Origin of the sequence: Nostoc sp. 2RC, assembly GCF_014222165.1 — a bacterium.
GTDB lineage: Bacteria > Cyanobacteriota > Cyanobacteriia > Cyanobacteriales > Nostocaceae > Nostoc > Nostoc linckia.
In genome coordinates this window covers 1-23,456 of sequence record NZ_JACKZU010000095.1, presented here as the reverse complement: position 1 = coordinate 23,456, position 23,456 = coordinate 1, and the positions used below count along the sequence as shown (strand labels likewise).

Sequence of the window (23,456 nt, the reverse complement as noted above, 5' to 3'; positions counted from 1 at the left end):
AGGGGAGTGTGGGGAGAAAGAAAATTTATGCTTCCCACACCTCCCACACCTCCCACACCTCCCACACCTCCCACACCTCCCACACTCCCCGCTTGCCCAATGCCCAATTTATAAAACTTTTGTATAGATAACGACCAACATCGCCTGATTGTCAAGTATTTTGTTGAAATTAGAAATACATGCTTGACCTCTACACTAATACCCTGTGTTAGATTGAGCATACTGACTATAAATTTTCCCTCTGACGCAGCTGTCATTATGGTGATTACAAAAAATAGGCTTGTTTTGGGTGCTACGGTAGTAACACTCTCTACGATCGCAGTTACTAGCCTTGGCATTCACTCACGAGGTCAGGCTTTATTTAAAGCAAGTCCCAAAGAACTAGTAGATGAAGTTTGGCAAATAGTCCAACGCCAATATGTAGATGGTACTTTTAATCAGGTAGATTGGCAGGCTGTTCGTAACGAGTACGTGAAGAACAAGTCCTACAGTAATCAAGAGGAAGCTTATAAGTCCATTCGGGAAATGCTTAAAAAGCTAGATGACCCATACACCCGATTTATGGATCCAAAGGAATTCCAGAATATGCAAGTGGATACCTCTGGAGAATTGACAGGAATTGGTATCACAATCAGTCAAGATGAAAAAACGAAGCAACTGGTTGTAATTGCCCCAATTGAAGATACGCCAGCTTTTAAAGCTGGTATTTTGGCCAAAGATATCATCCTCAAAATTGATAACAAAAGCACTAAGGGGATGGATACAAATCAGGCAGTATCTTTGATTCGAGGTGAAGCCGGAACCCAAGTCATCCTAACCATTCAGCGAAACGGTCAGACAAGGCAATTTAACATCAAACGGGCGCGGATCGAAATTCATCCAGTTAAATATTCTCAAAAGCAAACCCCAGCAGGTAACCTTGGTTACATTCGTCTGAACCAATTTAGCGCCAATGCTGGTAAAGAAATGCAAGCCGCTATCAGAGATTTAGAAAGCAAAAAGGTATCTGGATATATCCTCGATTTACGTGGAAATCCAGGCGGTTTATTATTCTCTAGTATAGAAATTGCCCGGATGTGGTTAAATAAAGGCACAATCGTTTCCACCATTGACCGTGGAGGGGAGCGAGAACGAGAGGTGGCAAATGGGCGTGCCCTCACAAATAAACCTTTAGTGGTATTAGTAGATAAAGGTTCGGCTAGTGCCAGTGAAATCCTCTCAGGAGCTTTGCAAGACAATAAACGTGCAGTTTTGGTAGGTACTCAAACCTTTGGTAAGGGATTAGTGCAATCAGTACGTCCCCTAGAAGATGGTTCCGGTTTAGCGGTGACCATTGCAAAATACCACACACCGAGCGATCGCGATATCAATAAGCATGGCATCGATCCAGATGTGAAAGTAGATTTAAGTGATGCCCAGCGACAAGACTTGTGGCTCAACGAACGTGACAAACTCGCTACTCTACAAGACCCCCAATTCGCTAAAGCAGTGGAAGTAATGCGTAAACAACTTGCTGCTAAAGGCACAGCGACAGCGGAAAAATAACTCCTTAGTTATGAGGCATAGAGAGCAGGCTAAAAGGTTAAAGGGAAAAGGAATAAATTTAATCTTTCCCCTTTTCCCCGGTTGGTGAGCTTGTCGAACCATACCCTTTTCCCTTTCCCCATAACCTGTTCGCCCCACTCAAACTGGTTGACACTTCCCACTTCTAATGAGTCCGATACGACGGGCGATCGCTTCTTCTTGGGAACTATAAGGCCCCCACTGTTCTAAAATCTCTGGATTGTCCTCTTCTATTTGATGGCTGGGGACTATTTCGCAATTACCAATAGGAAGCTTGACAATATACCATTGTTGTGTATTATCCATAGTGGACGTTCTTTAATAAAGATAGATCGAGAAAAATTTAATATTGCAGTCGCTTCACTATCTGCAAAAGAGCTAGGTTGACTAATGCTTACAAATTTAACAGAAATGCTCCCACTCCATGTCGGTGAAACCGGAAACCATAACTGTATTTAAAGTTGAATTTAGCGATCGCTTTTCCCAAACTTCACTATCCTACTGTTGAGGAACTCCAAAAAATAAATTATTCCAGTTAATGCGTTGACTGTTGACTGTTAACTGTGAACCGTCAACAGTCAACAATAGTAACGGAATCTTTTTTACTTAGAAGTCCCTTGGATTAAATTGCGTTTTATCTTGTAACGATACTTGAAGGAATAGTGTTTATCTAAGAATAATGATAAATTTTTTCAATAAAATCTATATTTTTGTAACTTACTTGTCTAGGTGTAGTAGCTCTAATGCTGATTCTGACGTTTTTTGCTGCTTACCTAACCAACTCAATGATTACCTTGACTAATCAATGAGGTTAAGAGAGACTAACTAAAGACTGATGTATTGACTGGTAAGATTAATAAATTTTGTAAAGATTCTGAGATATATATATTGAAAGATGGAACATTGGTTAACAAATGGCAAGTTTGTGTCTAAGTAAAAATGTTCCGATGGCTATATTTGTAGCCTTCTGCTAAGGCAGTAGAATTCAAATGTACTTATCGTGGTTGGCCAAGAGCATGGAGACATTAGAGTTCATAATCTATCCAGATGGTCGGGTACAAGAAAAAGTCACTGGCATTGTGGGTGCTTCTTGCGCTGAGGTTACAGCAGCAATAGAAGCGCAGCTGGGGCAAGTACTTAAGCATGAGCCAACCTCAGAATACTTCGCCGCCAAGGTGCAGCAATCGAACGTGGCGAACACCCAAACCACTCACAGCGATTGGTAAGTTTTCCCTGTAGTTTAGTGTCATTTAATTCAAACCACCATGTCACACTTTAGCCAAATTAAGACTCAAATCCGTAACCTTGATTCTTTGAAAGATGCTCTGACTGAATTAGGTATAGACTGGAAGCCAGGCCCAAACCAAGTACGTGGCTATCGCGGTCAAACTCATCCTGCGGAAGTGACTATCGAGCAGGAAAATGGCTGCGACATCGGCTTTAGATGGAATGGCAAAGAATACGAACTGGTGGCTGACTTGCAATATTGGCAGCAAAATCTTTCTGTGGATGGATTTTTGCGCCAGGTAACACAGCGCTATGCTTACCAAACAGTAATGAAAGAAACTGCTCGTGTTGGCTTTCAAGTTGCTGAAGAACAAAAAAATGAAGATGGTTCAATTCGCCTGGTAGTACAACGCTGGAGTGCGTAATGGCTGATTTTCTGCCGTCGCCGGAAGAAGAAGATAACCGTTCCGGTTTGGAACCAGAACTAGGGGGTTTTTTACGGGATGCCCCAGAACGTTCTGGTTTAGAACCGGAACTTGGTGGTGTGTTTCGTCAAACGGGTGTTTATGTTGACGAAATTACCTGTATTGGTTGTAAGCACTGCGCTCATGTTGCGCGTAACACTTTTTACATTGAACCAGATTATGGGCGATCGCGAGTAATTCGCCAAGATGGGGACGCCGAAGAAATCATCCAAGAAGCAATTGACACTTGTCCGGTTGATTGCATCCATTGGGTTGATTACACTGAACTCAAAAAGTTAGAAGAAGAGCGCAAATATCAAGTAATTCCTGTAGTAGGTTATCCGGTGGAACAAGCGGTGGCTGCTAGCGAACGGCGACGTAAAAAGCAAAAGTTAAGGAGCAAGAAATCCCGTTATTAAGATAAAAAAAATTAAACCAATAAATATAGTAAAGGACTGGTACAGCCAGTCCTTTAATTTTTTAACACCAAGCATATTGCTTGATAATTGACCATTAGCCAAAAAATATCCCCTACTTCACAAGCGTGGTTGGCAACAGACGCAAAAAGTAGGGGTTTGTAAATTTTATTTTATTGTTAAAACTACTTAACAGACACAGCATCGACATCAATGGTGCTTGCAGTGGAGGTAGTACCCTCAGTGGTATTTGATGCTTCGGTATTTAAATTACCTTTACGAGCTTTCCAGCCTTCAATCACTAACCCAGATACTTCACTTACCAGCAAAGTCAAAAGGAAAACATCATCAATCTGCCCAACGATGGGAAAAACATCAGGGAGAATATCAAATGGGCTTGCCAAATAAACTAATGTACCTAAAACTACCCACCAGCGGTATTTAGGGTTACGAAGCAAATCACGATACCAGGTATAAACTGATTGAATTGAAAATTTCATATCTTGAACCTCCAGTTATTTTTAATTCTGACAAATTATCTTCTAAACTCCCGGTGGGAATAACCGTCCCAATTAGTCTGGAAGACGCTACAAATCCAGAGGGGAGTGGGGAGATGAGGGCATAGGGAAAGGGAAAAGGTTAAAGGTTAAAGGGAAAAGGAATAAATTTAATCTTTCCCCTTTTCCCCTTACCCCTTTCCCTTTCTCTATGCCCTATGCCCATTAATCTCTAAAATTAATAATGCTTGGGGATAGTTGCTTTAGTTTTGGAGGGAGGAAATTTAAACAGTGGATATCTTAGATTTGTTTTATAAGGGCGGGCCAGCGATGTGGCCTTTGCTGGTTCTGTCGATTTTGTCTTTGAGTGTAATTTTTGAGCGTTTGTGGTTCTGGCTGCGAATTTTAACTCAAGAAAAGCAAATAGTCGATCGCGTCCTAGATGCTGCCCATGATGATTGGCAAGTGGCTGCTGATATTGCAAGACAAGCAAATAATCAGCCTGTGGGGCGTTTTCTTTATGCACCTTTACACTTGGGCAAAAGTGATGCGGAAACCTTTCGCTTAGCTTTGGAGTCCACAGCCGAAGATGAATTAGCTGGAATGCGGCGGGGCGAAAAACTTTTAGAAGCGGTAATTGCCCTGGCACCACTACTAGGATTATTGGGTACAGTTTTGGGTTTAATCCAGTCTTTGCGGGCAATTCGGATTGGGGATTTGGGAACTGAATCTACTGCTGGGGTAACTACTGGTATTGGTGAATCGTTGATTAGTACAGCAGCAGGACTAATAGTTGCCATCATTAGCTTGGTATTCTATCGCCTATTTCAAGGTTTTGTAGTTAACCAAGTCAAAGTTTTTCGTCGGGCGGGGAATGAGTTGGAATTACTCTACCGCCAGTCTCCGCCGGATTTTAGTAATATTACATCACCAGTTGTGCGAGACAATTTAACCCTACCGCGCAAACAAGGGAAAAACAGGTTTTCTGAACCTCCCCAACCCCCGAATTCACCTGAATAGTAGTCAAAAATTCAACTTCTAAACCAGGCTATTAAATTGAGAAAATGAAAGTTAATCTGCATACTCCCATCGAAGAAGCCCAAATTCAAATTATTCCTTTAATTGATGTTGTTTTTTGTATTTTGACGTTTTTTTTGTTAGCGGCACTGCAATTTACGCGCCAACAGGCAATAAATGTTGATTTGCCGAAAGCCAGCACCAAATCTGTATCTGCGATCGCGTCACAAAGCGGTAGTCAGATTGTAACCATCGATGCCGTTGGCAACACTTACATAGAAAAACAACCCGTAAAACGTGAGGATTTGGCACAAAGGTTAAAACTTTACCTGCAAGCAAATCCCAATGGCGTTATAGTGCTGAATGCTTCCCGCACAGCAACTTATAATGATGTGATTGAAACACTAGATTTGTTGCGGCAAGTAGGGGGCGATCGCGTTTCTTTAGGAATTATTCCTGGCCCATCTCAATCACCAACAAACCCACTCAACCAACCTCCTGTGCCTTCTTTCCCAGTTAATCCCGGTGAAGCACCAGTTCCAGGCATCAACCCTGAAGGTAATCTTACCCCCAGATTTCCCTCCGTGCCGGGACAAAACATCAGCCCGATTAATCCCGATATTTCTAACCCAGCAGTACCTGTAGCACCTGGAAGCCAATCTACTCCAAAAAGGTGAAATGGGGCGGGTTGACTGGTGACTGGTGATTGGGCCATGTGGCAGAGGGGCAGAAGGGAAAAACTCATCTCCCCTTCTCCCCTGCTTTCTGCCTCCTTATTTCCCCGGTTCCTAAACCTAAAGATATCCAGAATAAAATTTGAGTAGAGAAAAAAATTCTGTTAATTTACAAATAATTGGTTGAGTTTTAAAGATTGATCCATAGGTAGGCTGAGTAGCTTATCATCAGTTGCCATTCACGTTTCAGGGGTTGTGGCATGAATATAGTGACGCTTTTAATTGTTTGGATAGTAACAGCTATCAGCTTGTTAATAATTAGTAAATTGCCTGTGGGAGTTGAAATTGATACTCCAGGCAAAGCCTTCTTTTCCGCAGCTGTACTAGGTATTGTAACAGCAATAGTCCGACCGATTTTAAGCCTTGTCTTCGCAGTACCAAATTTACTTACGTTCGACTTGTTGTCCAGCATTTTCACTTTTATGATTGCTGTAGTTTGTTTTAGTATTGCGGCTTGGTTAGTGGAAGGATTTCGTTTGCGCTACGGGGTTTGGAGTGCTGTTATTGGAGCATTTGCGCTAACTTTAATTAACAGCTTAATCTACAAAATATTGGGTGTATGAAATCAAAAGTTAGGAGTTAGGAGTTAGGAATTAGGAGTTAGGATTTGAAGAAAATTCTACATTCCCAATTCAAAAGTTAATAGGAGTTAAGAGTTAAACAAGATTTTGCATTCCAAATTCCTAACTCCTCACTCTTAACTCCTAACTTCTCATTCATCACTATTCATTGGAATTTGGGGGAGCAACTTGAGTAGTTGATTGTTGTTTGCGTTGTTCGCGCTTTTTGCGATCTGCTGAAAGCATATCTGCCATTACTGCCAGTGCTTGCACCATTTTGTCTAGATTAGAACGGTATAGTTCCAAATCCTTGATGAATTTATCATCAGATAAATGTAACCCAGCAGCGATAGCTTTCAATGCTTCGGTGAGTCGTTTTTCATCTTTGACTAGTTCTGCATCTGATAATTCCAACAGAGAAAATACACCGATTGCAAACAACCGATTATATTTAAAGTTAGAATTATTGGCGATCGCTTGCAATTGTGCCTGCAAGTCAGCATCTCTATCTAAGTTACTGGTTTGACTCAGCCAAGCAATTAAATCTTGAATTGGCAAATCTTTAGCTACATTTCGCAATCTTTCAGCATCTTGTCGATAGCGTTGCGGGTCTTGTTCTATAGCCTGACATAGGGCGTTAAAAATAGATTCTCGATCCCGTTCTGGTTGATAGCCTTCCATGAAGCGGTCAAAAGTAGTGACGACGCCCAAGGCATAAATTGGATTGTAGCTAAAATCAATATTTACTGACAGCAGATGCATTTCCACCATCAATTCTTCTACTACCCGACGATAAATAGTGTTAATCGGACGGGTATGCAGATTGTAGAAAGTTCGCTTTGTATCAGAGACAGTACGGACGTTATTCACAAAGAAAATCTTAAGGGCGACGTATTCTTATTTTCCCGCTTAAAGGGTACTTTGCCAAGTTAAGGTTTTCGCTAGCGACAGTCTATAGACCGAAAACTTTTCCACAAGAACTGTCATTTTATCCATATACAGCGTTTTTCAGGTAAATGAAAACTACACCACAGGTAGGGGCAAACGCCTGTAGTTCAAGGGAAATTTGAGCCTACAGCTTTACAATTATCTGTATCTCACAAAGTGTAATGAAAATTTTTTACCACAAAAAAAATAAAAATAATAATTCACAATTGACAGTCAATTTAGTCTAAAATTTAAAATCAAGTCAAAAAAGCGGCTGAAATTTAGCTAAATCTTACAAGAGAAACTTGCCATCCTCCCAAAAAATGGAGAGCGCCGAAAGCCGACGCTCTTACGTTCCTAGTGATTGTCAACCACGAATATCTTCAAATTTGACAAGACCATCGCCAAAATTTTTCGGTCTAATGACGGTTTCTTTTACAATATAAAGAAATCAAAATCAGTTTGTGAGTTAATAGCCACAAGGGCTAAAAACAACTTTAAAAACTCATCAATCTCCTTTATGAACTTCTCGCCACAGTTGATTGCTTTAGGTGAGTACCTAGCCGGTGAATTTGACAATCGAGAACAAGCCATAGCAGAACCAGTTTGGTATGTCCACCTGCGCCTGTGGCAAAGACCAGTTAATCTATTCCCAGAAGATAGCATCACCTTGTTTGCCGAACAGGCTAATATCATTAATCTAGATAGACCCTACCGCCAACGAATTATGCGGTTGTCTCAGGGAAGTGATTCTGATGCGCCTCTGAAAGTGCAATATTATATGCTTCAAAATCCAGAAGCATTCCAAGGCGCAGGGGATAATTCAACATTGCTAAACACACTCTCACCAGATCTATTAGATTTACTGCCAGGTTGTATCCTCAAAGTTAATTGCGAAACATTAGCTGGCGATCGCTACAAGTTTACCGCTACTCCGTTACCACAAACTCGTTGCACTTTTACTTATCTGGGAAATACCGTGGAAGTTTCCTTGGGCTTTGAAGCCACACGAGCAGAATTTTACAGCTACGACAAAGGAATTAACTCAGTAACTGGACAAGCAACTTGGGGAGCGATTATGGGGCCTTATCGTTACACAAAGCGAAATCAGTATTGAGTAAGATCGAGTTATGAACTATGAGTTATGAGTTATGAATTTTCAATAAACTCCTCGCTCTTAACCCCTCACTCCTCACTCTTAACTCCTCACTCCTCACTCTTAACTCCTAACCCCTAACTCTTTTCTTAGCTGGCGATACTACGAGGTACACCTTCTAAAGCTTCCTCTTCAGTTTCAAAAATTTCAAACACAGTATCCATCATTGTCACTTCAAAGACGAGTTTGGCTTCTGGATGTACATTACAGATACGGAAACTACCCTTGACTTTATCTGCATCACGCATTCCAGCTACCAAAGAGGTGAGACCGGAACTATCAATAAAATTGACCTGACCCAGATTTACAACTACATGGCGACTGAGTTTAGAAATACACTCCTGTAACTTTAAGCGAAATTGCCAAGCCGTGGTGATGTCTAGGCGACCTGCTGGTGTTAAGACAATCACGGTATTTCCGTCTTGGGTTGTATAACTTTTTTGGTCTATATGAATCACTTAAGCCCTCCCCGTGGCATTCTTTTTAAATTAACTAGCTACAGAACCGTTATAATGCTGCCACTTGAGATTAGCAAGCTACAGCTAAAATTGTCACTTTTTTCTGCTAAGTGCTTATCTTTAGTAGTTTAACTCACCAAAACAGTGCTGAGTAGCAATTTTAAATGGGCATTGGGGAGTGGGGAGTTAGGAGTTAGGAGTTAGGAGTTAGGAGTTAGGAGTTATTTTTCCCTTTACCCATCTCCCTATCTCCCTATCTCCCTACTCCCGACTATTTCCAATTGATCCAATCTTGGGGTTTCAAGAAGGTTTCATACAACTCGGCTTCTGGGGTATTGGGTTCTGGCTGATAGCCGTATTCCCAGCGCACCAAGGGTGGTAGGGACATAAGAATTGATTCGGTGCGTCCGTTGGTTTGCAGACCAAAAATTGTACCTCGGTCGTAAACCAAGTTGAATTCTACATATCGTCCCCGGCGATAGAGTTGGAAATTGCGTTGGCGATCGCCATATTCAATTCCATGCCGTCGTTCTACAATTGGCACATAGGCTGGTAAAAATGCTCTGCCACAGTCTTGTACAAAAGCAAACAAATCTTCCCAACTACGTAGCGCTGGTTCTCCCACGTGATTGCTATGAATAGCTGCTTGTCCATTGGGATCGGGGCCGCGATATAAAGTACCCCGACCATCTTGGTAATCAAAAAATAGACCACCTACACCCCTGGTTTCACCGCGATGTTTGAGGTAGAAATATTCGTCACACCAACGCTTAAACACTGGGTAATAATCTGGGTGGTGTTGGTCGCAAGCTTGTTTTAAAGTTTTATGTAAATGTATGACATCTTCAGCAAAGGGATAGTATGGAGTCAAGTCTAGACCACCGCCAAACCACCATACAGGCCCTGCTTCAAAGTAGCGATAGTTTAAATGCACTGTAGGTACGTAGGGATTACGGGGATGTAACACCATTGAAGTACCAGTAGCATAAAACCCGTGTCCTGCGGCTTCAGGACGTTGAGCTAAGATTGAGGGCGGTAAATGGGAACCCCAAACTTCAGAAAAATTAACGCCACCTTGTTCAAATATTGCACCTTCGCGGAGGACACGCGATCGCCCTCCACCCCCTTCTGGGCGTTCCCAACTATCTTCATTAAATTTACCTACACCATCCAGTTCTGCCAAAGTTTCCGTAATCTCGTCTTGCAGCTGTTTCATAAACTGACTGACTCTTGTTTTAGCGTCAGTTGGTGGCAAAGACTTGGATGATTCCGCTGCTACAGTTGGTATTTGCGAGTTGGTCAACATAGATTCCCGAACCTAAATTACAATTTCCAGAAAGCCACAAATTTCTCATCTTAAAATTTGGGGAAAACTGCACCAACAATCAAGCTCTATTTGCCCAACCTGCTTTTTTCTTACTGGTCAAGCATTTATTAGGATTGATGGGCATCACTAGAGTTATTTTCCCTCACAATGCGTATAGGCTTGTATGTTGAATAAGTTTTTTTTGAAATTTTTAATTGGAATATTCTCGTATAAACACTAAAATTTAGTCTTAACCTTGAGGTATCGAGGGTTTGACTCCTGTACTCAAAACTTCTGTGCCATATCTATATGTTTATGATGTTGGCGTTGCTGTGCCCAAAGTAATTTTGAGACAGTTTTGGTCTAGGGTTAAGCTGAGTTGCCCAAGATACCAGAGTTACCAGAAAGTGTCTAGCGAGGAGGGGGATTAGGAAAATGCAAGGTTGGTTATCCAAATTCATCCACCGCAAACGTCGTCGGTTTTGCGCTTCTCTGGTGCGGACATATCAAGAGATTAGTTCTGCTTCTGTAGATGAACTGTGGCACAAAGTAGTTGATTTAACAGATGTTTCTTGGCATCCACTACTTAAAAGTACTAACGTGCCCTACGGATTAGTACCCAAACCAGGATTAATTTTTCATGCTGTAACACGCTTTTCGCCGATTCCCATCCGGATTTTTGTGGAACGCGTTAATCCCAGAGAAATGCTGAGTATCCGAGTTCTAGCCATTCCTGGCATAGAAGAACGAGTAACCTACCAAGTAGAATCAACAGTTTGTGGAACTTGTTTATCTTATTCTGTAACACTACGCGGTTGGTTGTCACCCCTAATTTGGTCTTTATCTCGTCCCTATGCAGACCGCGTTGCTCGTTCTTTAGTGGAAGCAGTAGAAAAGGCGGCATTACCAGCAGTATCTGGGAAGAAAAAATCTCTTAATGACAGTTGTTTTGATTTTTAGATATGGGGCATGGAGCAAATGCCCAATAAAGTTAAGATTCTATTAGGTAATCATCCAGTTTCCTAAGTTTTATTACGGCAGCGATCGCGAAAATACCAATCTGCTCTTGCTTTTATTTGCATCCAGTTAATAGCTAAGATGCTGACTAGGATTGTATTTCGTCATTTTCAACAGAAGTCAAGAGCTTCTGCCTTTCTTAAATCAGAACTTCGGTAAATCTTGGAATACTTCGACTACGCTCAGTACAAGTTTTGAATTTTTATGTACGATGTCCTTGATTCTCACTCTGTCCTAGAAGTGTTGCGACCAGTGCAAGACCCAGAACTTCGCAAAAGTCTGGTGGAATTAAATATGATTCGCAACGTCAAAATCGATGGTGGTAAAGTTAGCTTTACTTTAGTTTTAACTACTCCTGCCTGTCCTTTACGTGAATTTATTGTTGAAGATTGTCAAAAAGCTGTTAAAAAACTACCAGGCGTTACAGATGTCAGCGTAGAAGTAACCGCAGAAACACCACAACAAAAAAGTTTGCCAGACCGCACTGGTATTTCTGGAGTAAAAAATATCATTGCTGTTTCCAGTGGTAAAGGAGGCGTTGGTAAAAGTACTGTGGCGGTGAATGTCGCAGTGGCTTTAGCGCAAACTGGTGCGAAAGTCGGCTTACTAGACGCTGATATTTACGGGCCTAATGACCCAACAATGTTAGGGTTAGCTGATGCCGAAATTGCTGTGCGTTCCACTGAAAAAGGTGAAATCCTCGAACCTGCTTTTAATCACGGCGTCAAATTGGTTTCAATGGGCTTTTTGATTGACCGAGATCAACCAGTGATTTGGCGCGGGCCAATGCTAAATGGTGTAATTCGCCAGTTTCTCTATCAAGTGCAATGGGGAGAATTGGACTATTTAATTGTAGATATGCCACCGGGAACTGGAGATGCTCAGTTAACTTTAACCCAAGCAGTACCGATGGCAGGGGCAGTAATTGTTACCACACCGCAAAATGTCGCGCTGTTAGATTCCCGTAAGGGATTGCGGATGTTTCAGCAAATGAACGTCCCGGTATTGGGAATTGTGGAAAACATGAGTTATTTTATTCCCCCGGATATGCCAGATAAGCAGTATGACATTTTTGGTTCCGGTGGTGGTTCTAAAACTGCTGCTGAATTGGAAGTGCCGCTTTTAGGCTGTGTACCACTAGAAATTTCCACGCGAGTTGGTGGCGATAATGGTGTGCCAATAGTCGTTGCTGATCCAGATTCAGCTTCAGCAAAAGCATTAAAAGCGATCGCTTTGAATATCGCTGGTAAAGTATCAGTTGCAGCTTTGACATAATAAATTTTAACTCTATCTGTTTCTTGGGCTATAGCCTGGGAATACTAGGGACTGGACATTGGGGACTGGGAAGATGAGGAGATGGGGAGGTGGGGGAGGTAGGGGAAAGGTTAAAGGGTAAAGGGTAAAGGGATAAATTGAACCTTTCCCCCTTACCCCTTTCCCTTTCACGATTCCCTGGAAAGCCCTGTTTGGCCCATGCCCCATGCCCAATGCCCAATGCCCAACAATTAAACCTAAAGTCTAGACTGACACAATGTTATTAAAAAGATCGCTCCCCAAAGTTCGCTGGAAGTCTTGGGTTAAGCCTTGGCAACATGTAGATTGGTTATTATTTTTTTTACCAGTCGCTGCCAGTATTTTTGGCGGCATCATGATCCTGAGTACGGAACTCAAGCAGCCAGTAACTGACTGGTGGTGGCACTGGTTAGTGGCTGGTATCGGTACACTTATAGCACTGTTTTTAGCTCGTATCCGTTATGACATTTTGATGCAGTACCACTGGGTAACCTACGCACTCACGAATTTCAGCTTAATTGCCGTGATGATTGCCGGTACTAGTGCTAAAGGGGCACAGCGGTGGATTAGTATCGCTGGCTTTAATGTGCAACCCTCAGAGTTTGCCAAAGTCGGTATGATTATTACCTTAGCAGCCTTATTACACAAGCGCACTGCTTCTAATCTCGAAAGTGTTTTCCGTATACTGGCAATCACCGCTGTACCTTGGGGACTAGTATTTTTACAGCCAGATTTAGCAACATCAATGGTATTTGGGGCCATCGTGTTGGGAATGCTTTACTGGGCCAATGCTAACCCTGGGTGGCTAATTCTAATGATTTCCCCTGTGATTGCTGCCATTTTGTTCAGCATATCTTGGCCTTTAACACAGCCGATAGTTTTATTCAAAGAGTTATCTTTTGGCCCCTTGGGCATAGTTTGGTCAATTGCTATGGCCATCATTGGTTGGCGAACTCTACCTTGGCGTCGATTTTGTTTGGGTACTATCGGTGCGTGGAGTCTGAATATCCTGGGTGGCGAATTAGGAGTTTTTGCCTGGAATCATATTTTGAAACCCTATCAAAAAGACCGACTAACCGTATTCATGGATCCAGATCACGATCCCCTTGGTGCTGGTTATCACTTAATTCAATCTCGCATTGCCATTGGTGCAGGTGAAATTTGGGGATGGGGTCTATTCAAAGGCCCCATGACCCAACTTAATTTTGTTCCAGAACAACACACAGACTTTATTTTCTCCGCAGTAGGCGAAGAATTCGGTTTTGTTGGTTGTTTGGTAGTACTGTTTGTTTTTTGCTTAATTTGCCTTCGTTTACTGCATGTTGCTCAAAATGCCACAGACAATTTCGGTTCGTTGTTGGCTATTGGCGTTTTGTCCATGATTGTGTTTCAGTTAATTGTCAACGTTGGTATGACTGTCGGCTTAGCGCCTGTAGCAGGAATTCCCTTACCTTGGATGAGTTACGGACGTTCTGCTATGCTGACTAACTTCATTTCCTTAGGGATAGTAGAATCAGTAGCAAATTTTCGCCAACGGCAGAAGTATTATTGATTGGGCATTGGGCAAACAGGACTTTCCAGGGAATGGTGAAAGGGAAAGGGGTAAGGGGGAAAGGTTAGATTTATCCCTTTACCCTTTACCCCTTTAACCTTTCCCCTACCTGATAGTCTCCCTTGTCTTCCTTGTCTCGCCATGCCCATGCCCAATGACTGTTAACAAGTATTAAGCTATTAACAGGAAACAAGTGAGGCCAAAAAGATGATTCTGCCTGGAGCAACTGTTCGCGTCAAGAATCCCGCAGATACCTACTATCGCTCTGAAGGACTCGTGCAAAGAGTGAGTGATGGTAAGGTAGCTGTATTGTTTGAAGGTGGTAACTGGGATAAATTAATTACCTTCCGCCTGAAGGAATTAGAACTCGTGGAAACCACAGCCGGACGTAAAAAAGGAAAATAGATTAGTTAGAAGTTAGGAGTTAGGAGTTAGGAGTTATTATTGTTCAACTCCTAACTCCTAACTCTTAACTCAGTATTGCCATGCGCCTTCCTCTACCACAGTTTGACAGAAGCGATCGCCATCCCAATCACTTTGCCGAGGTGATTGAAACTAGTACTACTGAATTTTTGGCACAGTGTTTGGAACCAGAAGATTTAAGCTTTCCGTCGATGCCGCCTTTTGGTAGTTGGGTTTGTGGTGTGGATGAAGAATCTGGCAATCTTGTTTACGGTGTGGTATATCATGCCACAACCATGCCCATAGATTCCGTACACCGAGCTAGAGCTTTGGGATTGTCGTTGCAGGACTTACGTGAAGAACAACCCCAGATATTTGCTATGCTCAGAACAGAATTTCGAGCTGTCATCGTTGGATTTGAACTATCTTCACAAAATCCAAGTTATAACCGAAGAGTATATCAGTATCTACCACCCCGTCCTCCGCAAATTCATCAAGCTGTTTATCGGTGCGAAGCTGAAGCCATCGTTAAATTTACTGAAGAATTGGATTTTTTGCGGACACTCCTTTGCATCAACAGTGCGCCAGTGGACGCCTTGACCGCAGCTGCTATTCGAGATGTATATCAGTTACGTAAAGCTGACCGAGAATGGTTAATTAAAGCTGGGCGGAACCTGAGCGTATTACTTAAAGACGATTACGATCGCTTGCGGTTCATTTTGAGCCAAATCCACCCGTAGGTAGTTAGTTCTTAGACAATTGTCTAGTTTAGTGTAAGTTAAGATTTTTGATTTTTCCTCAAGCGGCTCCTACGTTCATTTATATCTATCGAGCGTTCGTCCTCAAGGCGATCGCAGTTTTACCATAGCCTCATCAATTCCTACCTATGGAACTAATATCACAAGTTCTTGCTCTGGAACCAACTTCGCAAGTTCTTAGCAAGGAACCAATTGTTTCCTTTGCTATTTTGCTCGCAGTAATCTTAGTTATACCTATTATGTTTGAGCGACTAAGATTACCAGGATTAGTAGGTTTAGTTTTCTCTGGACTAGTACTTGGCCCTTCGGGCTGGCATCTATTTCAATCCAACTCGCCGATGATTAACCTACTATCAGATATCGGGTTAGTATACTTGCTATTTGTTGCAGGGCTAGAAGTAGATTTAGAAAAGTTCCGCAAAAGAAAAAGTCGTGCCTTTGGATTTGCTAGCTTGACTTTCAGTGTGCCACTAATTATCGGAACTTTAGTAGGTTTGATTTTAGGCTATGGCTGGACTACTTCGATTTTAATTGGCTCTTTATTTGCTTCCTACACTCTTTTGGCATATCCCATAATCACTCGTTTGGGAGTGGTAAATAATGAAGCTGTTACTGTCACCATTGGAGCCACAATTTTTACAGATATTGGCGCAATCTTAATATTGGGCGTTTGTGTGGCTATAGTTCGTAACCAGGTATTCAGCTTTGGTCAATTACTCACATTGTCCGGTTGGTTAATAATTTACTCTGTTGCCGTTGTTGCAGGATTTGATTGGGCAGGTAAAGAGTTTTTTCGCCGTTCGGGAGACGATGAAGGAAACAAATTTTTGTTTGTGTTGCTTTCTGTATTTCTTGCTGTTGTAGGCGCTCAATTAATAAAAGTAGACAAAATTGTTGGTGCTTTTTTGGTGGGTTTGGCAGTTAATGAAGCTGTCGGTGAAGGGCCAGTGAAAGAAAAGGTGGTATTTATTGGCAGTGTACTATTTATTCCGATTTTCTTTGTTGACCTTGGTTTACTAATCAATTTACCTGCTTATTTGCATAATCTCAGCGCCATCAAATTAACGCTGTTAATTATAGTCTGCTTGATTGCCAGCAAATCCATCGCAGCTTTGTTGACCAAACTAGTTTACCGCTACAACTGGCAAGAAATCCTCACCATGTGGTCGCTATCAATTCCCCAGGTGAGTACAACCTTAGCCGGAACGTTAGTAGGATATCGGGCTGGATTATTTTCATCAGAAATATTACACAGCATTATTATTTTAATGGTGGTAACCTCTACCTTGGGGCCATTCATTACTAGTCGGATAGCCGTTGGTTTGACCTCCTCCCCAACCGTAGATGCACCAGCAACAAATTTAGCCGATGGCGATACACCAGAAACAGATAATGCTTTGACTATAGTTGTACCTGTGTATAATCCTCAAACGCAGCAGTACTTAATTGAAATGGCAGCATTATTGGCGCGTCAGTCAAAGGGTAAAATTGTACCGCTAGCGATCGCTAATGCTACTGCTCACATGGATGCACCGCAGTTAGAAGCCTCTCTAGAACGCAGCGAACGCTTATTAACAAAAGCCACCGCCCAAAGTCGAGTATTGGGTGTAGCCGCAGAATCGATACTGCGAATTGATGATGCTTTTGCTCAGGGAATTAGCAGAGCTGCCCGCGAACAAAAAGCTAGTTTAATTGTCATGGGTTGGGGTAAACGTACTGGCTTGCGAGCATTATTATTTGGAAATGTGGTTGATGGAGTGCTTTGGGCTGCCCATTGTCCTGTAGCAGTCACACGTTTAGTGGAATCACCAAAAAAAATTCAGCGTATCCTAGTACCAATAGAAAATTTAACAGCACCGATATTGCAGCCCGTACAATTTGCTCAAATGTTGGCACAGGCAAATCAAAGCCACATTACTGTACTCAATGTGTGCGATCGCCGCACCAGTTCTAGTAAAATTGCTTGGAGGCGATCGCACCTCTCACTTCTAGTGTCTAAATTAGCTCTGCCCAATACCCCAGAAATTCAAATTATCGCTCATGAAAATGTAGCCCAAGCAATTTTGCAAGCAGCACGGTTATATGATTTAGTGGTTTTACCTTTTATACGCAATCGCACCAGCCCCGGAGGATTAGCTATTAGCGATGTCACAACTGAGTTAGCTAGACAACTCACCTGTTCCATTGTCATGCTCGGAGAACCACAACGAACTCAAACCAATGTAGTTATTTCCAATACTGGTACTGGCAATAGCATTACATCTGCTGTATGATATAAATCAAAAGACTGGGGCTGTGATGGCATACCCTGGTAAAGAACTTGGAAGTAAAAAAATATTCCATACAAGACTGTTAACTGTGAACCGTCAACAGTCAACAGTCTGAATCGGTGGGAAGAACTGATTTTCGCCACACTCTTCGTCTTGGCAATAAATGTATCGACTCTAATGGCTAGGGACTTCCAAGTAAAAAATATTTCACAGAAGACTGTTGACCCTTCTCCTATGGTCGCCGCTACGCGTAGCTTGCTTCCACGTAGTGGTACGACTTCGCTCAGGGTCAAGGCTTCGACTCCGCTCAGCCTTGACCGTTGACCGTTGACAGTCAGTAGTCAACGACCCCAAGCGGAATAATTTATTTTTTGGAGTTACCGCACAGTAAAAACATTTTATATTATTGAAGATTTGATGAACTTTAGGTAAAAGACAACAACTGTTAGACAATGTTTGTTATTTTGCTGGTTAAATTGTTAACAAAGTAGGTTAAAACATAACAAAAGTACAACCTTAAACAGTTTTTGATTAGGGGTTGCTCATTTTTAGTTCTGTATTTTTGTGCCCAAGCTGGGTAACCTAAAAGATAAGTGCAATAGCTACTGAAAATATTTGTAAGTAATTGGGAAACTATGAGAATTTTGGTGACGGGCGGTGCTGGGTTTATTGGTTCCCATCTCATCGACCGACTAATGAACGAAGGGCATGAAATAATATGCTTAGATAATTTTTATACAGGTCATAAACGTAACATTCTTAAATGGTTAGGTCATCCGTACTTTGAATTAATTCGCCACGATATTACCGAACCAATTCGCCTAGAAGTCGATCAAATTTATCATTTAGCTTGTCCTGCTTCTCCAGTACATTATCAATACAACCCAGTAAAAACCGTTAAAACTAACGTGATGGGAACGCTGAATATGTTGGGGCTGGCCAAGCGCGTGAAAGCTAGGTTTTTCTTAGCATCAACTAGCGAAGTATACGGAGATCCAGAAATTCATCCCCAAACCGAAGAATACAGAGGTAGTGTTAATCCCATTGGTATACGTTCTTGTTACGACGAAGGTAAAAGAATCGCTGAAACTCTAGCATTTGATTATTACAGGCAAAATAAAGTTGATATTCGAGTTGCTCGGATATTTAATACATACGGGCCGAGAATGTTAGAAAATGATGGTCGGGTAGTGAGTAACTTTATAGTTCAAGCCTTGCGAGGTACTCCTTTAACAGTTTATGGAGATGGTTCGCAAACCCGGAGTTTTTGCTACGTTTCCGATTTGGTGGAAGGATTTATTCGCCTGATGAATGGCGATTATGTCGGCCCAGTAAATTTGGGTAATCCAGGAGAGTATACAATTTTACAATTGGCACAAGCTGTGCAAAACATGATTAATCCAGATGCACAGATTAAATTCGAGCCGCTACCTTCCGACGACCCCCGGCGTCGCCAACCCGATATTACAAAGGCGAAAACTTGGTTAAATTGGGAACCTACCATTCCTTTGCAAGAGGGGTTAAAACTAACAATAGAAGATTTCCGCGATCGCATGAACAGCGATACTAAAAATTCAGCCTCATGAGCAGCACCTAGTCTTGCTCTCAAGTTTCCTGCAAGCTTATCCTATTTGGTAGCCGGTACTTTAAGTGGCTGTGTTTCCTCTCGGTGTATAAGTGTCATATTGACTATTTCTTTTGTTAAACTAACGCTGAATTAAGCGAGGAGTTAAAAATGCGTGTTTGCGTAATTGGTACTGGTTACGTCGGTTTAGTTACAGGTGCTTGCTTAGCTCATATTGGGCATGATGTCATTTGCGTAGACAACAACGAAGAAAAAGTCAAATTAATGAAATCTGGTCAGTCTCCGATTTTTGAACCGGGACTTTCAGAAATCATGCAGTCTGCTATTCAAGCAGATAAAATTCATTTCACCAGCGATTTGGCTGCCGGAGTCGCCCACGGAGAAATTCTGTTTATTGCTGTAGGAACACCACCTTTACCAACTGGTGAGAGCGATACTCGTTATGTTGAAGCTGTGGCCCGTGGTATTGGGACAAACCTCAACAATGGCTACAAAGTCATTGTGAATAAATCAACAGTACCCATTGGTTCAGGTGACTGGGTGCGGATGATTGTTCTAGACGGTATCGCTGAACGGCAGAAAACTTTGGTAGCCGCAGGTGGCGTATCTGAAGAAAAATCACCTGAGTTTGTCGCCGAGTTTGATGTCGTCAGCAATCCAGAATTTTTGCGTGAAGGTTCAGCAGTTTACGACACCTTCAACCCTGATCGCATTGTACTAGGAGGCAACAGTCCCAGAGCAATAGCCTTAATGGAACAACTGTATGCCCCAATTGTAGAACGCAAATACGCAGCCGATCCATCCTTACCTCCAGTACCAATTCTGGCAACAGACCTCAGTTCAGCGGAAATGATCAAATATGCCGCTAATGCCTTTTTGGCCACTAAGATTAGTTTTATCAATGAAGTTGCTAACATTTGCGATCGCGTTGGTGCTGATGTTACTCAAGTCGCTAAAGGTATCGGTCTAGACTCCCGCATTGGTAACAAATTCTTACAAGCCGGCATTGGTTGGGGTGGTTCTTGCTTCCCCAAAGATGTCTCCGCCCTCATTCATACTGCTGATGACTATGGCTATGAAGCAGAATTGCTCAAATCCGCAGTCAACGTCAACGACCGCCAACGTTTAATTGCTCTCGAAAAACTGCAACAAGTCCTGAAAATCCTCAAAGGCAAAACTGTTGGGCTACTTGGTCTCACCTTCAAGCCTGATACCGATGATATGCGCGATGCTCCAGCCCTCAACTTAATTGAACAACTCAACCGACTAGGAGCTAAAGTCAAAGCCTACGACCCTATTGTTTCTCAAACAGGTATGCGTCATGGCCTTTCTGGTGTGTTAGTAGAAACCGACGCTGAAAGATTAGCCGACGGCTGCGATGCTTTAGTACTAGTCACCGAATGGAAACAGTTCAGTACTCTTGACTACCTGAAGATGGCAAAATTAATGGCTCACCCCGTAATTATTGATGGTCGTAACTTCCTCGACCCCGAAGTAATGGTGCGGGCTGGATTCCAATATGTAGGAATTGGAAGATAAAGCATTTTGCCATAAATCAGAATAGAGAATTGTAAATTCTCTATTTTGCGACATTAAATTTCAAATTTCTAGCTTTTTTAAATCAAAAGGGTCATAACAATGTTGTGGCTCTTTTATTTTTCGTATTCAACAAGATTTATAGCAAGGGAGACAGGGGAGCAGGGTAATACGGTTCGGGGAAAGGGAAAAGGGGAAAGGGGAAAGGGGAAAGGGGAAAGGTTTCAAATACATGCTTTACCCCTTACGCCTTAACCTTGTCCCAGACTACAAGGGAAGTTCATACTGCTTATCCGAACCGTATTGGGGAGCAGGGGAGCAGGAGAGATGAGTTCTTCCCTTCTGCCCCTCTACCCCATGCCTCATGCCCAATAGACCTGCCTTGAAAAGGCTGAAACAACGCAAAATCCTTCTAATATCATTTTCATTGTTCCTTGTGAGCGCAGCTCATGGAGTAAGAGTGCAAAAGTACTTTTTGCACTCTTGTGAGAAAAGAGATGCATCTTTATTTGGGAAAGGGAAAATACCAAACCTTTCCCCCTTTCCCCTTCCCCTTTTCCCGACTTCTGCAAGAAGTCTAATGACAATTCCTACTAGTTTAAAATTTATATAATTCTGCTATAAACATTTTGGCTATCAAACTCCAAATAATCACTCAAGAGTTACGTGGAATTCGCTCTATTTCAGCATATCCACTGAAAATTAGTTTTTGACCTTCGGTTTCTAATCGGTTGAGTCGCATCTTCACTCCATCAAGGTCAAATCGGTCTAAGTCAACCATATGATCCAAAATTTCCACCAGTGCTAAGCTCAAGGTTTGGGAAATTTCGCGTTGTGCTTCTGGTATTTGATCGAGCTGAATTTTTGGGTCTTTAAAGGAAACTCGCCGCCGCTTTTCAATACCGATGGTGAGAGTCATACTTAAAGGTACAAGTTCGCCATTATTTAAATCTGCTTTGGCTTCCAGCTGCAACTGATTTCCCGGTAATAGCTGTACCTGGACTTCGGTAAAGGAAACCGGTTGACCGCCAGATAATGCTGTTAAAGATGGTACAGTGAGGTTAAGCAAACGCTTTTTCACTAATTCAGCTTTGAAAGCATGGTTAATGCCTGCTTCTGACAAGATTACCTGAGCGACTGCCTGAGTAGGTTGTTTGAGGGTAAGTTTGCCACTTAAAACTGAGCCGAAATCAATAGACACCGCATCGGTTTCAAATGACATCTCCTCCACCGCAAAATCTTTGCGGATTAGTAAGCCCCGACCGCTCATTTTGAAGCTATCAATGCTGCCTTGCAACAGTTTGCTAGAAGGATAACAGCGCACAAAGACTTCTACTGACTCGCTTTGAGTAAACAAGTGGCGAATCGTTTGGCTGGCGACTGTGTTGAGCATCTGCTCTCCCCAATCTGTGCCTTTAGGATTTTGTAAACCAGTAAGTCCGCCGAACATGTGGTTTTTAGTCTCTAGAAGTTCTTTGTACTTTTGTAACAAATTGTGAACGATAGAGCAAGCGATCCCATGATTGATTCTTTCAATGACCAAAGTCAGGATCGTTAATGTTACCAGATAAAATGTGTCTAATATTACTTTTTATAATTAATGTGATTTAATGCGATCGCCAACTTGACTTTGTAGGAAATTACGCTGCATCCGGTGGTCATGTTTGTTATGTGCAAGAACAAATCTAATTCTGACTTTTTTTAGCGAAGTCCATACTAAATTCTGCTGTAATTCCCTTAAGATATCTATTGTTTAAGATATCTACTATGTTTGCTCAAGTTAAATACTCTAAGTATCATGCTCTCGGAAATGATTATTTAGTTATTTCTCCTGAAAATTTAGCATTTGAATTAACCCCAGAAAGAATAGAGCGAATTTGCCATAGAAATTTTGGCATTGGCTCAGATGGTATTCTCTTTGGCCCCTTACCAGCCAAAAATGCGAAATTTGGATTGCGGATTTTTAATCCAGATGGTAGTGAGGCAGAAAAAAGTGGTAACGGTTTGAGAATCTTTTGTCGTTATTTGTGGGATAACCAAATTGTTCAAGAAGAAGAATTTGAAATTGACACCCTTGGCGGGCGAGTCCAAGGGCGGGTTAGCGAATCGGGTAGAAGTGTTCGAGTAGAAATGGGTCGTGTAAGCTTCCAAAGTGAAAAAATTCCCGTGACAGGACACTCAAGAGAAGTTCTCCAAGAAAGTATTACCGTCGCCGACCAAATTTTTAGCTTTTGTGCAGCCACCATTGGAAATCCACACTGCGTTATTCAGCTACCGGAAGTCACACCCGAAATTGCTAAACAGTATGGTTCTTTGCTAGAAATTCATCCTTACTTTCCCAACCGTACCAACGTTCAGTTTATGAAAGTTAAAGATCGGCAAAATATTCAAATTGAGATTTGGGAAAGAGGAGCAGGTTACACCTTAGCATCTGGCAGTAGTAGCAGTGCAGCGGCGGCTGTTGCCCACAAATTGAACTTGTGTGATTCAGAAATTACAGTTCATATGCCAGGAGGACAAATTGCGATCGCCATCAGTGATGATTTTACAGTTACCATGACCGGCTCCGTCACCAAAGTAGCTGAAGGTCTAATGTCCCTTGAGGTTTTTGAGTATTGAATATTGGGCATGGGGCAAGCAGGAAGTGTGGGAGGTGTGGGAGGTGTGGGAGGATGGTGAAGAAATTTTTCCCCCCTCTCTCCCCACACTCCCCACACT

The 23,456-nt window shown here is 42.2% G+C and carries 23 protein-coding genes and 1 pseudogene; 17 read left to right on the top strand and 7 right to left on the bottom strand.

Annotated elements, in window-relative coordinates:
* A pseudogene (locus tag GNE10_RS13365) lies at positions 1-221 on the bottom strand (hypothetical protein); the annotation flags it as partial.
* Positions 222-258: 37 nt separating this feature from the next.
* On the opposite strand from GNE10_RS13365, the gene ctpC reads away from it, so the two are divergent.
* Positions 259-1,545: a carboxyl-terminal processing protease CtpC gene (ctpC, locus tag GNE10_RS13360; RefSeq protein WP_099067697.1), complete on the top strand. Its 1,287-nt coding sequence runs from the start codon at positions 259-261 to the stop codon at positions 1,543-1,545.
* 138 nt (positions 1,546-1,683) lie between these two features.
* On the opposite strand, the gene GNE10_RS13355 is transcribed toward ctpC, so the two are convergent.
* Positions 1,684-1,869 carry a DDE transposase family protein gene (locus tag GNE10_RS13355; protein ID WP_185565592.1) on the bottom strand — a complete coding sequence of 62 codons (186 nt, stop codon included), beginning with the start codon at positions 1,867-1,869 and terminating at the stop codon, positions 1,684-1,686.
* Positions 1,870-2,579: 710 nt separating this feature from the next.
* Here GNE10_RS13355 and GNE10_RS13350 point away from each other — a divergent pair.
* Genes GNE10_RS13350 through GNE10_RS13340 form a run of 3 tightly spaced genes read left to right on the top strand, consistent with a single transcriptional unit; the run spans position 2,580 to position 3,673 of the window.
* Positions 2,580-2,789 carry a DUF2997 domain-containing protein gene (locus tag GNE10_RS13350; RefSeq protein WP_099067699.1) on the top strand — a complete coding sequence of 70 codons (210 nt, stop codon included), beginning with the start codon at positions 2,580-2,582 and terminating at the stop codon, positions 2,787-2,789.
* 39 nt (positions 2,790-2,828) lie between these two features.
* Positions 2,829-3,215, top strand: a complete 387-nt coding sequence (locus tag GNE10_RS13345) for a DUF1257 domain-containing protein (RefSeq protein WP_099067700.1) — start codon at positions 2,829-2,831, stop codon at positions 3,213-3,215.
* Positions 3,215-3,673, top strand: coding sequence for a ferredoxin (locus GNE10_RS13340; RefSeq protein WP_099067701.1), 459 nt, complete (start codon positions 3,215-3,217; stop codon positions 3,671-3,673). The genes GNE10_RS13345 and GNE10_RS13340 overlap by 1 nt, the downstream gene beginning before the upstream one ends.
* 182 nt (positions 3,674-3,855) lie before the next feature.
* Here the strand turns inward: GNE10_RS13340 and GNE10_RS13335 are convergent, their stop codons facing one another.
* Positions 3,856-4,170 (bottom strand): YkvA family protein, encoded by a 315-nt coding sequence (locus tag GNE10_RS13335; RefSeq protein ID WP_099067702.1) that lies wholly within the window; start codon positions 4,168-4,170, stop codon positions 3,856-3,858.
* Positions 4,171-4,458: 288 nt separating this feature from the next.
* Here GNE10_RS13335 and GNE10_RS13330 point away from each other — a divergent pair, with 288 nt between their 5' ends.
* The 3 genes from GNE10_RS13330 (at position 4,459) to GNE10_RS13320 (ending at position 6,481) form a co-directional block, all read left to right on the top strand.
* A complete protein-coding gene (locus GNE10_RS13330; RefSeq protein ID WP_099067703.1) occupies positions 4,459-5,187 on the top strand; it encodes a MotA/TolQ/ExbB proton channel family protein in 729 nt (242 codons plus the stop codon).
* 44 nt (positions 5,188-5,231) lie between these two features.
* Positions 5,232-5,861 carry a biopolymer transporter ExbD gene (locus GNE10_RS13325; protein ID WP_185565591.1) on the top strand — a complete coding sequence of 210 codons (630 nt, stop codon included), beginning with the start codon at positions 5,232-5,234 and terminating at the stop codon, positions 5,859-5,861.
* A gap of 257 nt (positions 5,862-6,118) precedes the next feature.
* Positions 6,119-6,481, top strand: a complete 363-nt coding sequence (locus GNE10_RS13320) for a phage holin family protein (protein ID WP_185565590.1) — start codon at positions 6,119-6,121, stop codon at positions 6,479-6,481.
* Positions 6,482-6,640: 159 nt separating this feature from the next.
* Here the strand turns inward: GNE10_RS13320 and psb29 are convergent, their stop codons facing one another.
* Positions 6,641-7,348, bottom strand: coding sequence for a photosystem II biogenesis protein Psp29 (gene psb29 / locus GNE10_RS13315; protein WP_099067706.1), 708 nt, complete (start codon positions 7,346-7,348; stop codon positions 6,641-6,643).
* A 577-nt stretch (positions 7,349-7,925) separates the two neighbouring features.
* On the opposite strand from psb29, the gene GNE10_RS13310 reads away from it, so the two are divergent.
* On the top strand, positions 7,926-8,522 hold the full coding sequence (locus GNE10_RS13310; RefSeq protein WP_185565589.1) for a chromophore lyase CpcT/CpeT: 597 nt from the start codon (positions 7,926-7,928) through the stop codon (positions 8,520-8,522).
* Positions 8,523-8,650: 128 nt separating this feature from the next.
* Here the strand turns inward: GNE10_RS13310 and GNE10_RS13305 are convergent, their stop codons facing one another.
* Together GNE10_RS13305 and hemF are read right to left on the bottom strand one after the other, a co-directional pair.
* Positions 8,651-9,019: an STAS domain-containing protein gene (locus GNE10_RS13305; protein ID WP_096535210.1), complete on the bottom strand. Its 369-nt coding sequence runs from the start codon at positions 9,017-9,019 to the stop codon at positions 8,651-8,653.
* A gap of 271 nt (positions 9,020-9,290) precedes the next feature.
* Positions 9,291-10,325 (bottom strand): oxygen-dependent coproporphyrinogen oxidase, encoded by a 1,035-nt coding sequence (gene hemF / locus GNE10_RS13300; protein ID WP_099067709.1) that lies wholly within the window; start codon positions 10,323-10,325, stop codon positions 9,291-9,293.
* A 435-nt stretch (positions 10,326-10,760) separates the two neighbouring features.
* On the opposite strand from hemF, the gene GNE10_RS13295 reads away from it, so the two are divergent.
* The 8 genes from GNE10_RS13295 to GNE10_RS13260 all read left to right on the top strand — a co-directional run bounded on the left by GNE10_RS13295 (position 10,761) and on the right by GNE10_RS13260 (position 20,741).
* The gene (locus GNE10_RS13295; RefSeq protein ID WP_185565588.1) at positions 10,761-11,285 is read left to right on the top strand and encodes an SRPBCC family protein; all 525 of its coding nucleotides are present in this window, start codon (positions 10,761-10,763) and stop codon (positions 11,283-11,285) included.
* 261 nt (positions 11,286-11,546) lie between these two features.
* Positions 11,547-12,617 (top strand): Mrp/NBP35 family ATP-binding protein, encoded by a 1,071-nt coding sequence (locus GNE10_RS13290; RefSeq protein ID WP_185565587.1) that lies wholly within the window; start codon positions 11,547-11,549, stop codon positions 12,615-12,617.
* Between the two features lie 256 nt (positions 12,618-12,873).
* Positions 12,874-14,187 (top strand): rod shape-determining protein RodA, encoded by a 1,314-nt coding sequence (gene rodA / locus GNE10_RS13285; protein ID WP_185565586.1) that lies wholly within the window; start codon positions 12,874-12,876, stop codon positions 14,185-14,187.
* Positions 14,188-14,394: 207 nt separating this feature from the next.
* On the top strand, positions 14,395-14,592 hold the full coding sequence (locus tag GNE10_RS13280) for an NAD(P)H dehydrogenase subunit NdhS (protein WP_096535205.1): 198 nt from the start codon (positions 14,395-14,397) through the stop codon (positions 14,590-14,592).
* A gap of 80 nt (positions 14,593-14,672) precedes the next feature.
* Entirely contained in the window at positions 14,673-15,329 is a 657-nt protein-coding gene (locus GNE10_RS13275) for an HAS-barrel domain-containing protein (protein WP_185565585.1), read from the top strand.
* A gap of 146 nt (positions 15,330-15,475) precedes the next feature.
* On the top strand, positions 15,476-17,620 hold the full coding sequence (locus tag GNE10_RS13270) for a cation:proton antiporter (protein ID WP_185565584.1): 2,145 nt from the start codon (positions 15,476-15,478) through the stop codon (positions 17,618-17,620).
* Between the two features lie 632 nt (positions 17,621-18,252).
* On the top strand, positions 18,253-19,203 hold the full coding sequence (locus GNE10_RS13265) for a UDP-glucuronic acid decarboxylase family protein (protein WP_185565583.1): 951 nt from the start codon (positions 18,253-18,255) through the stop codon (positions 19,201-19,203).
* 149 nt (positions 19,204-19,352) lie between these two features.
* Complete coding sequence (locus GNE10_RS13260) at positions 19,353-20,741, top strand: UDP-glucose/GDP-mannose dehydrogenase family protein (protein WP_099067717.1); 1,389 nt, start codon at positions 19,353-19,355, stop codon at positions 20,739-20,741.
* Positions 20,742-21,393: 652 nt separating this feature from the next.
* On the opposite strand, the gene GNE10_RS13255 is transcribed toward GNE10_RS13260, so the two are convergent.
* Positions 21,394-22,188, bottom strand: a complete 795-nt coding sequence (locus GNE10_RS13255) for a DUF2993 domain-containing protein (RefSeq protein ID WP_185565593.1) — start codon at positions 22,186-22,188, stop codon at positions 21,394-21,396.
* Between the two features lie 317 nt (positions 22,189-22,505).
* Between GNE10_RS13255 and dapF the strand changes: the two genes are divergently transcribed.
* Complete coding sequence (dapF, locus tag GNE10_RS13250) at positions 22,506-23,357, top strand: diaminopimelate epimerase (protein WP_185565582.1); 852 nt, start codon at positions 22,506-22,508, stop codon at positions 23,355-23,357.
* Positions 23,358-23,456 lie beyond the last annotated feature (99 nt).

Excerpts from the sequence above, each read along its gene's own strand:
- ctpC (WP_099067697.1), top strand. The coding sequence starts at position 259 with ATGGTGATTACAAAAAATAGGCTTGTTTTGGGTGCTACGGTAGTAACA.
- GNE10_RS13355 (WP_185565592.1), bottom strand. The coding sequence starts at position 1,869 with ATGGATAATACACAACAATGGTATATTGTCAAGCTTCCTATTGGTAAT.
- GNE10_RS13350 (WP_099067699.1), top strand. The coding sequence starts at position 2,580 with ATGGAGACATTAGAGTTCATAATCTATCCAGATGGTCGGGTACAAGAA.
- GNE10_RS13345 (WP_099067700.1), top strand. The coding sequence starts at position 2,829 with ATGTCACACTTTAGCCAAATTAAGACTCAAATCCGTAACCTTGATTCT.
- GNE10_RS13340 (WP_099067701.1), top strand. The coding sequence starts at position 3,215 with ATGGCTGATTTTCTGCCGTCGCCGGAAGAAGAAGATAACCGTTCCGGT.
- GNE10_RS13335 (WP_099067702.1), bottom strand. The coding sequence starts at position 4,170 with ATGAAATTTTCAATTCAATCAGTTTATACCTGGTATCGTGATTTGCTT.
- GNE10_RS13325 (WP_185565591.1), top strand. The coding sequence starts at position 5,232 with ATGAAAGTTAATCTGCATACTCCCATCGAAGAAGCCCAAATTCAAATT.
- GNE10_RS13320 (WP_185565590.1), top strand. The coding sequence starts at position 6,119 with ATGAATATAGTGACGCTTTTAATTGTTTGGATAGTAACAGCTATCAGC.
- GNE10_RS13310 (WP_185565589.1), top strand. The coding sequence starts at position 7,926 with ATGAACTTCTCGCCACAGTTGATTGCTTTAGGTGAGTACCTAGCCGGT.
- hemF (WP_099067709.1), bottom strand. The coding sequence starts at position 10,325 with ATGTTGACCAACTCGCAAATACCAACTGTAGCAGCGGAATCATCCAAG.
- GNE10_RS13295 (WP_185565588.1), top strand. The coding sequence starts at position 10,761 with ATGCAAGGTTGGTTATCCAAATTCATCCACCGCAAACGTCGTCGGTTT.
- GNE10_RS13290 (WP_185565587.1), top strand. The coding sequence starts at position 11,547 with ATGTACGATGTCCTTGATTCTCACTCTGTCCTAGAAGTGTTGCGACCA.
- rodA (WP_185565586.1), top strand. The coding sequence starts at position 12,874 with ATGTTATTAAAAAGATCGCTCCCCAAAGTTCGCTGGAAGTCTTGGGTT.
- GNE10_RS13280 (WP_096535205.1), top strand. The coding sequence starts at position 14,395 with ATGATTCTGCCTGGAGCAACTGTTCGCGTCAAGAATCCCGCAGATACC.
- GNE10_RS13275 (WP_185565585.1), top strand. The coding sequence starts at position 14,673 with ATGCGCCTTCCTCTACCACAGTTTGACAGAAGCGATCGCCATCCCAAT.
- GNE10_RS13270 (WP_185565584.1), top strand. The coding sequence starts at position 15,476 with ATGGAACTAATATCACAAGTTCTTGCTCTGGAACCAACTTCGCAAGTT.
- GNE10_RS13265 (WP_185565583.1), top strand. The coding sequence starts at position 18,253 with ATGAGAATTTTGGTGACGGGCGGTGCTGGGTTTATTGGTTCCCATCTC.
- GNE10_RS13260 (WP_099067717.1), top strand. The coding sequence starts at position 19,353 with ATGCGTGTTTGCGTAATTGGTACTGGTTACGTCGGTTTAGTTACAGGT.
- GNE10_RS13255 (WP_185565593.1), bottom strand. The coding sequence starts at position 22,188 with ATGTTCGGCGGACTTACTGGTTTACAAAATCCTAAAGGCACAGATTGG.
- dapF (WP_185565582.1), top strand. The coding sequence starts at position 22,506 with ATGTTTGCTCAAGTTAAATACTCTAAGTATCATGCTCTCGGAAATGAT.